A 12,503-nucleotide genomic window follows, 5' to 3' on the forward strand; every position below is an offset into this window, starting at 1 on the left:
ACCCCTCGGACACCGGCTTCTTCACGCTGTCCGAGTCCGAGATGGTTCAGCAGGACCGCCAAGACCGTAAGCAGGCCAAGGTCCGTCGCCGTCATCGCCACACGGGTCTCAAGGTCTTCATCGTGCTGCTTCTGCTCATCCTGATCGCCGCGGGCGGTCTGGGCTTTGCCTACACGCGCGGCCTTGGGTTCCCGTCTCAGGAGTCGGTGGTTACCGACCTGTTCCAGGCTGCCGGCGATGGCGACACCGCCAAGGCGGAGTCTTGCCTCGCCTCGAGCCTGTCCGAGGACGCCAAGTCGATGATCATCTCCTCGATTCCGCAGGGTGCTACCGTCTCCGTCGAGGGCATGGACCAGTCCATGACCGAGACGACCGCCAAGGTGAAGGCATCGCTGTCCAAGGGCGGCGAGCAGGAGTACACCGTCAAGTTCGTCCGTTCCGACAACCATATCGGTTGGGCCGTGTCTTCGCTCGATATCGATTTCTCGGCCGCTGACAACCAGTAGTGACCTTATGGGATTTGGCTTTGCCCGGCGCTTCACCGCAAGTGAGGTGCCGGGCTTGCGCTAGTATGATGGGCTAGTAGTTTTCCAGCAATCATCCAACATATCAGGAGTTGCGTTGTTTTCTTTGATGGATATGTTCTTCGGTAGCTATGCGGGCGATCTCGCGATCGACCTTGGCACCGCCAATACGCTTGTCTCCGTGCGCGGCAAGGGCATCGTCATTCGCGAGCCCTCTGTTGTCGCCATCGACAAGAACGATGAGCGCATCCTGGCCGTCGGTATCGAGGCCAAGCGCATGCTCGGCCGTACGCCCGGCAACATCGTGGCCGTTCGTCCCCTCAAGGACGGCGTCATCGCCGACTTCGATGTTACCGAGGCAATGCTGCGCTACTTTATCGACAAGGCGTCCGAGAAGCGCTATCCGTGGACTCCGCGCCCGCGCGTCGTCGTCTGTGTTCCCTCCGGCGTCACGTCGGTCGAGAAGCGCGCCGTCTTTGAGGCCACGATCCAGGCCGGCGCTCGCCAGGCCTATCTGATCGAGGAGCCCATGGCGGCTGCCATCGGCGCCGACCTGCCCGTCGAGGAACCCACCGGCTCCATGGTCATCGATATCGGTGGCGGCACCACCGAGGTCGCCGTTATCGCCATGGGCGGTATTGTCGTTTCGCAGTCCATCCGCATTGCCGGCGATGAGTTCGATCAGGCAATCCTCACGCACGTTCGCGATGCCTATAACCTGGCCATCGGCGAGCGTACGGCAGAGGACATTAAGATCAAGGTCGGCTCCGCCGTCCCGCTCAAGGACGAGCTCGACGTCGAGGTTAACGGCCGCGATGTTATCACGGGCCTGCCCAAGACCGTGCGCATCGAGAGCGAGGAGATCCGTCGCGCGCTCAACAAGCCGCTCGACGAGATGGCCAAGGCCGTCAAGGACGCGCTCGACGCCACGCCGCCCGATCTTGCCTCGGACCTCATGTACTACGGCATTTTGCTGACCGGCGGCGGCGCGCTGCTGCGCGGGCTCGACGTGCGTCTGCGCGATGAGACCGGTGTTTCGGTCAACGTTAGCCCCACGGCGCTCGATAACGTCGTGAACGGCTGCGCCCGCGTGCTCGAGGCCAACGCGTTTGACGGTGGCTTCGTCCAGACCAATGCTTAATTTCCAAAAGGTGGATTCCATTTGGCACGATCTTCGGGTTTCTCCACAAATCTGAATACCAAGCGACAATCAACGGGTATGCGCCCGTTGATTGTTTTCAGCCTGATTTCGGTGTTGCTGCTCACGTTTTACATCCGCGAGGGCGAGGCTGGGCCGATTCATGCCGTTCGTTCGGGTGTGACGACGATCACCTCGCCGGTGCGCTTCGTGGGCTCGGCCGTGGCCGCGCCGTTCAATGCGATTGGCAACGTGTTCTCCAACCTCACGGCGTCGCAGGAAACGCTCGACGAGCTCAAAAAGCAAAACGAGGACCTGACCTCAAAGGTTGCTGAGCTTTCCGAGGCCCAGAAGACTGCTGAGCGCTTGGAGGGTCTGGTCGGGCTGCAGTCCACCTACAACCTCAAGTCGACCGCGGCCCGTATCGTTGGCGCCTCGGGCGATGCCTGGACCTCAACGGTCACCATCGATAAGGGTTCTGCCGACGGGCTTTCCATTAACATGCCCGTGACGAGCTCGGCCGGTGTTATCGGCCAGATTATCGAGGTTTCGGCCAAGACGTCGACCGTGCGCCTGATTGGCGACGAGAACTCGGGCGTGTCCGCTATGGTGCAGGACACGCGTGCCCAGGGTATGTTGCAGGGTCAGGCTGACGGTACGTTGCGTCTTGAGTACGTGAGTGTCGACTCCGACGTCAAAGTGGGCGACATCATCGTGACCTCGGGCATCGGTGGCGTATTCCCCAAGGGCTTGCCGCTCGGCACTGTGTCCTCGGTGGAGAAGTCTGCCAACGACGTGTACTACACCATTGTGGTGCGCGCCCAGACTACGGCCGAGAACAACGAGGAAGTGCTCGTCATCACCTCGCTGACCGACGAGCAGTCGGCTTCGGACGAGGACGTGAGCACCGCCAACAGCACGCCGCAAGGCACGTCGCGCGATGCCGCGACCAAGACTAAGGACGAGAGTTCGGACGACAGCTCCGACACGTCCGAAACGACCGACTCCGGTTCGAGTGAATAGGGAGGCATGTCCGTGGATCTTCACGAGCAGGGGGCTGGCTCCCGTACCTTTGTGATTGCCGCCATCGTCTGCGTGTTGCTGCAGGCGGGTTTGGCCCCGCAGATCTCCATCGCTGGCGGTCGCGTTAACTTTATGATTATCCTGGTGTGCCTGAGCGCGTTCTCGGGCGACCCCACGCGTGCCGTCGTCTGCGGTTTTTGCAGCGGCCTGTTTTACGACCTTTCGGCGGCTGTTCCGGTGGGCGTCATGTCTTTGCTGCTGACGGTTGGCAGCTTTGCCCTGGTGCATAGCGCTGCCGGTCAGACAAGCGGCACCCCGAGCGCGCGCGGCGTTACCGTAGGTGTCTTCGCGCTCATCATCAACGTGATCTACAGCATCATCTTGCTGTTCATGAGTCTGGAGACAAGCTTTGTCGTGGCGATTTTTGGCCACGCCCTGCCGTCTTCGATCCTGACGGGCCTGGTCGCCATTCCGTTTTTGATGTCCGGCGTCGTGCCGCAGTCCGGTTACGGATTCTCCGCACGTGGCGGTCGTCAGACGGGTATGCGCTTTAAGCCCAAGACTCGCAAACTCAAATAGGGGAGGCTCGTAGATGTCTTCCCAGATGACGGTTGTTATCGCCGGTATCGTGCTGCTCGTGGCCATTGTGGTCGCACTGGTCATTATGCGTCGCGGCGATTCCCGCTTTACCTACGACACGCAGCATGGAACGGCCCCGCGCGCCACCGAGGGCGAGGGCAATACCGCAGCGACCGCCTTTAAGGGCCGCTTCTCCATCCTCACCGCAGGCGTGGGCGCGATGTTTGCGGCGCTTGCCGTTAAGCTGTGGGGCATGCAGATGGTCTCGTCGGATTATTACGAGAAACAGGCCAACAGCAATCAGACTCGCACCGTCACCACGCCTGCCGTTCGCGGGCGCATTCTCGATCGCAACGGCGTGGCGCTGGTGCAAAACCGTCCCTCGCTTGCCGTCGTCGCCTATCGCGACCTTGCCGACGATACCGTGTTGGTCCATCATCTCGCCAACGTTCTGGGCATGCCCTACATTGCGGTCCTTCGCAACATTCAGGACAATTCCGAGGGCGCTCAGAGCCTGCATACCATCGCGACGGACGTGCGCCGCTCGACGGTCGCCTATATTCAGGAGCACGCCGGCGAGTTCCCGGGCGTGAAGATTGCCGAGCGTACCGAGCGTCAGTACCCGTATGGCGAGACCGCCTGCCATATCTTGGGCTATACCGGCACCATCACCTCCGAGCAGCTCGAGGCGCAGAATAGGAAGTCCTCTAATGACAATGATGCCTCTGCTGGCCAGATTACGTACCAGTCGGGCGATATCGTGGGTCAGGCGGGCGTTGAGAGCTACTACGAAAACCTGCTGCAGGGTATCCGCGGCGAGCAGACCGTCAAGGTCGATGCCTCAGGCAACGTGACCGGTCAGGCCGGTGCCGTGCCCGCCAAGGCCGGCTCGGATATTAAGCTCACGCTCGACCTTAAGATTCAGCAGGCTTGCGAGACGGCGTTGGCGAGCGCTATCGAGCTTGCCAAGACCACAGGCTACAGCAATGCCGGCAACGGTGCCGTGGTGTGCCTCGATCCCAATAACGGCGAGATCCTGGGCATGGCAAGCGAGCCCAAGTTCGATCCTTCTGTTTTTATCGGCGGCGTCTCCAACGACGTGTGGACCGAGCTCAACGATGACGAGGGTTCGCACCCGCTGCTCAACCGCGCCATCAGCGGCCAGTACATGTCGGCCTCGACCATTAAGCCGCTCTCGGCGCTGGCTGGCCTTGAGTTTGGAACCTACACTTCAACACAGACAACCAACTGCACGGGCTATTGGACGGGCCTGGGCAAGGCTTGGGGCAAGCGCTGCTGGCTGACGTCTGGTCACGGCACCATGACGCTGCAGTCGGGTATCGCCAACTCGTGCGACCCCGTCTTCTACGACATGGGCAAGGCATTCTTTTACGACGACCAGCATTCCGAGGGCCTGCAGGAGGTCTTTCGCCGTTGGGGCCTGGGCAAGACCTGCGGCATCGACCTGCCGAGTGAGGGCGCGGGCCGTATTCCCGATGCCGAGTGGAAAGAGTCGTACTTTACCGACGCCTCGGCCGAGGATCGCAAATGGAACGCGGGCGATATGACCAATATTGCTATCGGCCAGGGCGACATCCTGGTGACGCCTTTGCAGATGGCCTGCGCCTATATGGGCCTTGCCAACGGCGGCAAGCAGTACGTGCCGCACGTGTTCTTGTCGGCCGTGTCGCGCGATGGCGACGGCGATGCCTATAAGTACAACGGCAAGGGCAAGAAAAAGCGCCTGGAGGCCAAAATCAATAGCGACTCGGATCTGGCTCTTGTTCGCAACGGCATGCACGACGTGATTTATACCGCTTCGACGTCGCTGGCGGCTCACTTTGGCACCCTGACGCCGCAGGTATACGGTAAGTCGGGCACGGGCGAGAAAAGCGGCGAGGACGAATACGCATGGTTTTGCGCCTATGCCCCGGCCGATGACCCCAAGTACGTCATCGCTACCGTCCTAGAGCAGGGCGGCGGTGGCTCCGATACCGCAATGCATGTCGTGCGTGACGTGCTCGGCGTGATTTATGACGAGCCCGATACCTCATCGGCTTCGGGCGATTCTTCGGTTCGATAGGAGGTTGCGATGGATTTTTCGCCGGCGGATCTGTTCCGCTCAACCAAGACCGGCTCCCGTAGCAGCCTAGACCGCGTCAACAAGCAGCTTTCGGCCTCGCGCGGCACGTTTCGCCAGAAGGTCAATGTCGGTGTTCTGCTGGCCTCTGTGGCGCTCGTTACCTACGGCGCCATCATCATCTGGTCGGCCTCGCAGTTTAAGGCCGATGCGTCATTCTCACGCCATCTGCTGGGAATCGTTATTGGCGCAATCCTGGCGGTGCTTGTTTGGCGTACCGACCTGCGCGGCATCTCCAACTTCTCAACGGCGCTGCTCGTCATCGACCTGATCGTGATCTTCTCGCCCAAGATTCCCGGTCTTTCCTATACGGGCGGCCTAGGTATGACGGGCTGGATCAAGATCCCCGGTATCGGTCTGACCTTCCAGCCGGTTGAGCTTGCCAAGCTCATCACCATCTTCTTCATCGCCACGCTTGGCTCGCAGTACAACGGGCGCATCGATACCGTTCGCGACTACGTTAAGCTCTGCGGCATGCTGTCCATCCCGTTTTTGGCCGTTGTCGCCATGGGCGACCTGGGCTCGGGCCTGGTCGTGCTGGTCTCGGGCGCCATCGTCATTTGCATGAGCGGTGCGCGCCGCGAATGGGTGCTGTCCACCCTGGCTCTGTTGGTGGGCTTGGTGGCGCTTATCTTGGCGCTCGACTCGGTCTTCGATTCGCTACTCGGCCACGACGTGCTCATCAAGCAGTACCAGATGAACCGCTTGACGGTCTTTATCGACCCCGACAACGCCGATTCGGACGATGCCTACAACCTGCAGCAGTCGCTTATCGCCGTTGGCTCGGGTGGCTTTTTCGGTAAGGGCTTGGGCCATGCGACGCAGTCTGCCGGCGGCTTTCTGCCCGAGTTCCACACCGACTTTGTCTTCGCCTTCCTGTCCGAGACCTTCGGCTTTTGCGGGTCCTTTTTGCTCCTGTGCCTGTATGTGCTGCTTATGTTCTCGACGATTCGCGTCGCCTTTAAGTGCGAGTCGCTGTTCCTGCGCCTGTCGTGCGTGGGCATCGTCGGCATGTGGGCATTCCAAACCTTCGAGAACATCGGCATGTGCATTGGCATGATGCCGATTACCGGTATTCCGCTACCGTTCATTAGCTTCGGATCATCGTCGATGATGATTCAGTTGGTGACGGTGGGTATCGTACAATCCATATGGCGGCATCGTTCGGGCGCCGCGTAACGCTGGAGGGGTTTGCTATGAAGATTCCCGTGGACAAGCTTACCCGCGCTTTTAAGATGGGCGCGTCTGTTAAGAAGGACTCCGATACGCCGGTGCGCGTCTCGGTGTACTTGGATTCGTCTGCCTCGCGCTTTTTGGTCGAGACGGTCCGCGATGCCTTTGTGCCGCAGACGACGTCGGGCATTGTGCGCGTTGAACGCCTAGGTGAGGAGCGTATCGTTCCCAAGACCGATACCGATGTGGTGCTGGTTCTCTCGTGCGGCTCCGACTGCCTGGAGAGCGCCGTGCAGGAGCTCGTGATTGCCGGTGCGCCCGTGTGCGTGCTCGCTGAGTCTGCCGTCGAGGTGCCGTTCATCGAGGAGTCCACGCCCATGCTCGGCGTGGTGGCGGCGACCGACAAGACGTATCTGCTCGAGACGCTCGCGCGTTGGATTCTCGATCGCACCGACAAGGAAACGGCGTTTGCCGCGAACTTTGCCTTTATGCGTATCGCCGCTGCAAACCGCATCATCACCTCGTGTGCGCTCACCAACATGGCGACCGGGGCTTTGGTGTTCTTGCCGGGTGCCGACTATCCCGTTATGGCGCTGGCGCAGGTTGGCATGCTCTTTGAGCTCGCCGCCGTCTTTGGGCGCGGCATTAAGCCCGAACGCGGCTATGAGGTCGCGGGTGTGCTTGCCGGTGGCCTGGTGATCCGTGCCGTCACTCGCGCGCTCGTCAAGCAGACGCCGCATATCGGGTTTGCCGTCAAGGCGCTCACCGCTGCCGCGGGCACCTATGGCATGGGCCGTGCACTCGTTTCGCTCTATGAGCGCGATGTCGACTACAGCCGTGCCAACGAGGTTGTTACTGCCACGTTCTCTCGCGTTCGCGACCTGGTAACCACGGTCGCCGGCGCCACCCGTCCTATGGCGTCCTACCAGGATGTATCCGATCTCGCTGCTTAGGGGTTTTCGTTGCGCGTTCCGTACCAAGACTGTTTTCACTTAATTGAGCCGCTGCTCGCCAAGGTCGAGAAGCCGAGTCGCTATATCGATCACGAGTGGGGCACGCTTTCCAAGGCCGATGCCGACTACCGTTGCTGCCTGATCTATCCGGATGTTTACGAGGTCGGTCTGCCCAACCAGGGCATCGCCATCCTCTACAACATTCTCAACCAGGCCGAGGGCATTTCCTGCGAGCGCGGTTATGTGCCGTGGCCCGATATGGGCGACGCCATGCGCGAGGCGGGTATTCCGCTGCTGTCGCTCGAGGGTGCGGCACCGGTCGCTTCGTTTGACATCGTCGGTCTGCATGTGCCGCACGAGATGGCCGTCACAAACTTCCTCGAGGCGCTCGACCTCGCCGGTATTCCGCTGCTGGCGGCCGACCGTGGCGAGGACGACCCCATCATCATCGCCGGCGGCCCCTCGGTCTATAACCCCGAGCCGTATGCGGCCTTCTTCGATGCTATCCTGATCGGCGAGGGCGAGGAGTCGCTGCTCGAGACCTGCCAGCTGCATCGTCGCCTGCGTGACGAAGGAGTCCCGCGCGCGCAGATCGTTGAACAGCTTGCGTCTGTTGCCGGCAACTACGTGCCGGCGCTCTACGAGGTGCGCCATGACGAGCCCTGTTCGCCGCACGGCTATACCGTGCCGCGTGAGGGCAAGGATGTGCCGCCCGTGGTGTACAAGCGCGTCGTCGAGGATTTTGGCGCTACCAATCCGCTCTCGCAGTCGTGCGTGCCCTATGCGCAGCTGGTCCATGACCGTCTGTCCATCGAGATTCTGCGCGGCTGTGCTCGTGGCTGTCGTTTTTGCCAGGCTGGCATGACGTATCGTCCGGTGCGCGAGCGCTCCGCCGACCAGATCGTGTCCTCGGTGATCCAGGGTCTGGAGAAGACCGGCTATGACGAGGTCTCGCTCACTTCGCTTTCCACGACCGACCACTCCTGCATTCGCGATGTGCTCGGTAGGCTCAACCGTCGTCTGGAGGACACGGGCATTCGCGTGTCCATTCCGTCGCAGCGCCTGGATTCGTTTGGTGTGGATATGGCAGAGTCGGTCGCCGGCGAAAAGAAGGGCGGCCTGACGTTTGCCCCTGAGGCCGGCAGCCAGCGCATGCGCGACATCATCAATAAGAACGTGACCGAGGAGGACTTGGACCGTGCGGCCAAGGCGGCCTTCGAGGCCGGCTGGAACCGCATGAAGCTCTACTTTATGATGGGCCTTCCCGGCGAGCGCGACGAGGACATCGTAGCTATCGCCAACTTGGCCGACCACGTGTTGGAGCTTGGCCGTTCCGTGGTGCCCAAGGCGCGCCGCGGATCTATCTCGGTGTCCATCTCGGTTTCGGTCTTTATCCCCAAGGCGGCCACCGCGTTTCAGTGGTGCCCGCAGCTCGATTACGACGACGTTAAGCGCCGGCAGAAGCTGCTTATCACGAGCGTGCGCAATCGCGCCGTCCGCGTGCATTACCACGATGCCGAGACCTCGCTCATCGAGGCCGCACTCTCGCGTGCCGGTCGCGATATGACGCCCGTCATCATCGATGCCTGGCGTGCGGGCTCTCGCTTTGACGCCTGGGTTGAGCATTTCTCGCTCGATAACTGGAAGGCAGCCGCCGCCGAAAACGGCATCGACCTCAACGAGTTGGTGCATCTGCCCTACGAGCTGGACTGGCGCCTGCCCTGGGAGCACGTGAGCCCCGGCTGCACGCGCGGTTTCCTTGAGCGCGAGTATCGTCGCTCGCTCGAGGGCGTCACGACCCCCGACTGCACCCGCACGTCGTGCACCGGCTGCGGTATCTGTCCCACACTCCACGCCAAGAACGTATTGATGGGTGATCGCGCATGAGTGAGCGCTTGACCGACAATCCCACGCTCTTTAGGCTGCGCGTTCGCTACGGTAAGCGCGACCGCCTCAAGTACCTGGGCCATCTGGAACTGATTCATACCATTGAGCGCATCGTGCGCCGCGCGGGCCTGCCCTATGCCGTCACGCAGGGCTTCTCTCCGCATATGCGCGTGGGCTTCTCGTCGGCGCTGCCGGTGGGAACGTCGTCGACTTGCGAGTGGTATGACCTGTTTATGACCGAGTTCGTCTCGCTCGACGAGGCGTTTGAGCGTCTGTCCGCGGCGTCCCCGGACGATCTGGCGCCCATCGAGGCCGCCTACATCGACGTGCGCACGCCGGCGTTGACGGCTCAGCTCACACGCCTGTCATATCGCATCGACCTGCACTTGGACCCCGAGTCCCCGGTGAGTGCCGACGAGGTGCGCGCTGCGATCGATACGCTGCGCGCGGGCCATGGCATCGACTATGCGCGCGGCAAAAAGAGCAAGCGCCTCGATCTGGACCATACGCTTGTGGGCTATGAGCTCACGGCGGGGGAGCGCACGGACCATCTGGTGCTCATGCTCGACACCCACGCCGACAATGAGGGCTCCATGCGTCCGGAAATTTTGCTTTCTGCTGCTGATGTTTTGTTGCAGGGCTTGACCCCGGGCGTCGATGCACCTATTGTTTCCACCGGTATGCAAGACCTCGTGACCATCTGCTCCTACGATGTCGAGCGTCAGAATCAAGCATGCGAGGACGACGAGGGCCGACTCGTCAGCCCCATACCTGTGCGAACTTGTGGATTTGCTCCACATACTCGTTGACGGGGGTATTTTCGCCTGCTACTATATTCGGCTGTTGCACTAACTGATGCATGAAGGGCAAGTAAACATGTACGCAATCGTTAACACGGGCGGCAAGCAGTACAAGGTCGCCACCGACGATGTCATCACCGTCGAGAAGATCGAGGGCAATGAGGGCGACAAGGTCACCCTGCCGGTCATTTTCCTCAACGATGGTAAGAAGATCGTCACCGATCCCGACAAGCTGGCCAAGGCCAAGGTTACCGCTCAGATCGTTGAGCAGTTCAAGGGCGAGAAGCAGCTGGTCTTCAAGTTCCACAAGCGTAAGCGCTATCGTCGTCTGAAGGGTCACCGTCAGCAGCTCACCAAGCTGAAGATCGTGAAGGTCCAGGCTACGTCCCGCGCCAAGAAGGCTGTCAAGGCAGAGGCCGAGGCTGTTGCCGAGGCTCCCGTCGCCGAGTAGATTACACTCGTAACGAAAGAGTAGGTATACACAATGGCACACAAAAAAGGACTCGGTTCCTCCCGTAATGGCCGTGACTCCCGCGGTCAGCGCCTTGGCACGAAGCGCTTCGCCGGCCAGACGGTAACCACGGGCACGATTCTCGTCCGTCAGCACGGCACGCACATCCACCCGGGTGAGAACGTTGGCCGTGGCAAGGACGACACGCTGTTCGCGCTGGTCGACGGTACCGTTGAGTTCCACAAGGGTATCAAGCACAGGGTCAGCGTACGCCCGCTCGCGAACGCGTAATTCACCCTTCATAGAGCACATATGTGGGAGGCACTTGAGTTTTAGGATTCAAGGGTCTCCCTCTTTTTTGTAGGAGGCGATTCTGTTGTCACAGTTCACCGATATCAGCCGCATTAACGTGTGCGGCGGCGACGGCGGAGCCGGATGCATGTCGTTTAGGCGCGAGGCATTTGTCCCCAAGGGCGGCCCCGATGGCGGCGACGGCGGTCGTGGCGGCAATGTCGTCATCCAGGCCGATGCTCAGCTTTCTTCGCTGATCGATTACCGCTTTAAGCATCATTTCCGTGCTGAGCGCGGCACGCACGGTCAGGGCGCCCGCCGCAACGGCAAGAGCGGCGAGGACCTGATTCTGAAAGTCCCCATGGGCACCGTGCTGCGCGAGCTCGATCCCGAGACGCAGACCCCGATGTTCGAGATCGCCGACCTGGTGCATGATGGCGAGCGCGTCGTCGTGGCCCCCGGTGGCGCCGGTGGTCTGGGCAATACGCACTTTGTGACGTCGGTGCGCCGCGCGCCCGCCTTCGCCCAGCTGGGCGAGCCGGCCGAGGAGCACTGGATTGAGCTCGAGATGAAGCTCATGGCCGACGCCGCGCTCGTGGGCTTTCCCTCGGTGGGCAAGTCCTCGCTCATCGCGCGCATGAGTGCCGCACGCCCCAAGATTGCCGACTACCCGTTTACCACGCTCGTTCCTAACTTGGGCATGGTGCGTGCCGGCGAATACTCCTATGTCGTTGCCGATGTCCCCGGCCTCATTGAGGGTGCGAGCGAGGGCAAGGGCCTGGGCCACCAGTTCCTGCGCCATATCGAGCGCACCGCTTTGATCATGCATGTCGTCGATATGACGGGCGGTTTTGAGGATCGCGATCCGGTCGAGGACTATCGCATCATTAACCGTGAGCTCGAGCAATACGGTGCTGAGCTTTCGGAGCGCCCGCAGATCGTCGTTGCCAACAAGTGCGACGCGCCGGGCACCGCGGATAAGATTGCCGACCTGAAGCGCGCGGCGCTCGACGATGGACATATGTTCTTTGCCGTGTCTGCCGTGACGGGCGCCGGTCTGAACACGCTGATGCTTGCCGTGGGCGAGCAGGTGGCCAAGCTCCGCGCCGAGCTGGCGGTCTCTGATGAACCGGTCGATCTTCGTGATGACGAGTGGGAGCGCCGCCGCCTGCAGCGCGAGAAGCGTTTCCGCATTGTCCAGGAAGAGCCCGGTGCTTTCCGCGTGGTCGGTCGTGCGATCGAGCGTATGGTCATCCAGACCGACTGGGAAAACGAGGAAGCTGTCATCTACCTGCAGCATAAGTTTGCTCGCATGGGCGTTGACGACGCGCTCGAGAAGGCCGGTTGCCGCGCAGGTGACGAGGTTCGCATTTGCCAGCGCGCCTTTGACTTTGAGGGCGCCGAGGATTTCTCGGAGTACGAGGATGAGCTCGAGGATGCGGGCGTTGAGGTCGTTGAGGTGGCGGATGCCGCGGATGAGAGCGTCGAGGCTGTCGACGCAGCGGACGTCGCTGACGATGTTGAGACCCCGGAGGGCGAGTAGG

Annotated in this window: 11 protein-coding genes and 1 pseudogene; all 12 read left to right on the top strand. The window is 61.3% G+C overall.

The window, feature by feature from the left end; genetic code table 11:
* Window positions 1-506, top strand: a pseudogene (locus I2G43_RS01050) (hypothetical protein); the annotation flags it as partial.
* 127 nt (window positions 507-633) lie between these two features.
* Window positions 634-1,665, top strand: a complete 1,032-nt coding sequence (locus tag I2G43_RS01055) for a rod shape-determining protein (protein ID WP_006236061.1) — start codon at window positions 634-636, stop codon at window positions 1,663-1,665.
* A 78-nt stretch (window positions 1,666-1,743) separates the two neighbouring features.
* The gene (gene mreC / locus I2G43_RS01060; protein WP_195534792.1) at window positions 1,744-2,685 is read left to right on the top strand and encodes a rod shape-determining protein MreC; all 942 of its coding nucleotides are present in this window, start codon (window positions 1,744-1,746) and stop codon (window positions 2,683-2,685) included.
* A 12-nt stretch (window positions 2,686-2,697) separates the two neighbouring features.
* Window positions 2,698-3,264: a hypothetical protein gene (locus tag I2G43_RS01065; RefSeq protein ID WP_324249473.1), complete on the top strand. Its 567-nt coding sequence runs from the start codon at window positions 2,698-2,700 to the stop codon at window positions 3,262-3,264.
* 13 nt (window positions 3,265-3,277) lie between these two features.
* Window positions 3,278-5,347, top strand: coding sequence for a penicillin-binding protein 2 (mrdA, locus tag I2G43_RS01070; RefSeq protein ID WP_195534768.1), 2,070 nt, complete (start codon window positions 3,278-3,280; stop codon window positions 5,345-5,347).
* Window positions 5,348-5,356: 9 nt separating this feature from the next.
* Window positions 5,357-6,583 carry an FtsW/RodA/SpoVE family cell cycle protein gene (locus I2G43_RS01075; protein ID WP_195534769.1) on the top strand — a complete coding sequence of 409 codons (1,227 nt, stop codon included), beginning with the start codon at window positions 5,357-5,359 and terminating at the stop codon, window positions 6,581-6,583.
* A 17-nt stretch (window positions 6,584-6,600) separates the two neighbouring features.
* Window positions 6,601-7,530 carry a YcjF family protein gene (locus I2G43_RS01080; protein ID WP_195534770.1) on the top strand — a complete coding sequence of 310 codons (930 nt, stop codon included), beginning with the start codon at window positions 6,601-6,603 and terminating at the stop codon, window positions 7,528-7,530.
* A gap of 9 nt (window positions 7,531-7,539) precedes the next feature.
* Complete coding sequence (locus tag I2G43_RS01085) at window positions 7,540-9,417, top strand: TIGR03960 family B12-binding radical SAM protein (protein ID WP_195534771.1); 1,878 nt, start codon at window positions 7,540-7,542, stop codon at window positions 9,415-9,417.
* A complete protein-coding gene (locus I2G43_RS01090; protein ID WP_195534772.1) occupies window positions 9,414-10,226 on the top strand; it encodes a TIGR03936 family radical SAM-associated protein in 813 nt (270 codons plus the stop codon). The genes I2G43_RS01085 and I2G43_RS01090 overlap by 4 nt, the downstream gene beginning before the upstream one ends.
* Window positions 10,227-10,293: 67 nt before the next feature.
* The gene (rplU, locus tag I2G43_RS01095; protein ID WP_035138585.1) at window positions 10,294-10,668 is read left to right on the top strand and encodes a 50S ribosomal protein L21; all 375 of its coding nucleotides are present in this window, start codon (window positions 10,294-10,296) and stop codon (window positions 10,666-10,668) included.
* A gap of 33 nt (window positions 10,669-10,701) precedes the next feature.
* Window positions 10,702-10,959, top strand: a complete 258-nt coding sequence (gene rpmA, locus I2G43_RS01100; RefSeq protein ID WP_089573443.1) for a 50S ribosomal protein L27 — start codon at window positions 10,702-10,704, stop codon at window positions 10,957-10,959.
* Window positions 10,960-11,044: 85 nt separating this feature from the next.
* Window positions 11,045-12,502 (top strand): GTPase ObgE, encoded by a 1,458-nt coding sequence (obgE, locus tag I2G43_RS01105; RefSeq protein ID WP_195534773.1) that lies wholly within the window; start codon window positions 11,045-11,047, stop codon window positions 12,500-12,502.
* The last annotated feature ends 1 nt before the right edge of the window (window position 12,503 follow it).

It is taken from the genome of Collinsella aerofaciens (assembly GCF_015557435.1).
GTDB classification, from domain to species: domain Bacteria; phylum Actinomycetota; class Coriobacteriia; order Coriobacteriales; family Coriobacteriaceae; genus Collinsella; species Collinsella aerofaciens_Z.

Coding starts and splice junctions, on each gene's coding strand:
- I2G43_RS01055 (WP_006236061.1), top strand. CDS start 634: ATGGATATGTTCTTCGGTAGCTATGCGGGCGATCTCGCGATCGACCTT.
- mreC (WP_195534792.1), top strand. CDS start 1,744: ATGCGCCCGTTGATTGTTTTCAGCCTGATTTCGGTGTTGCTGCTCACG.
- mrdA (WP_195534768.1), top strand. CDS start 3,278: ATGTCTTCCCAGATGACGGTTGTTATCGCCGGTATCGTGCTGCTCGTG.
- I2G43_RS01075 (WP_195534769.1), top strand. CDS start 5,357: ATGGATTTTTCGCCGGCGGATCTGTTCCGCTCAACCAAGACCGGCTCC.
- I2G43_RS01080 (WP_195534770.1), top strand. CDS start 6,601: ATGAAGATTCCCGTGGACAAGCTTACCCGCGCTTTTAAGATGGGCGCG.
- I2G43_RS01090 (WP_195534772.1), top strand. CDS start 9,414: ATGAGTGAGCGCTTGACCGACAATCCCACGCTCTTTAGGCTGCGCGTT.
- rplU (WP_035138585.1), top strand. CDS start 10,294: ATGTACGCAATCGTTAACACGGGCGGCAAGCAGTACAAGGTCGCCACC.
- rpmA (WP_089573443.1), top strand. CDS start 10,702: ATGGCACACAAAAAAGGACTCGGTTCCTCCCGTAATGGCCGTGACTCC.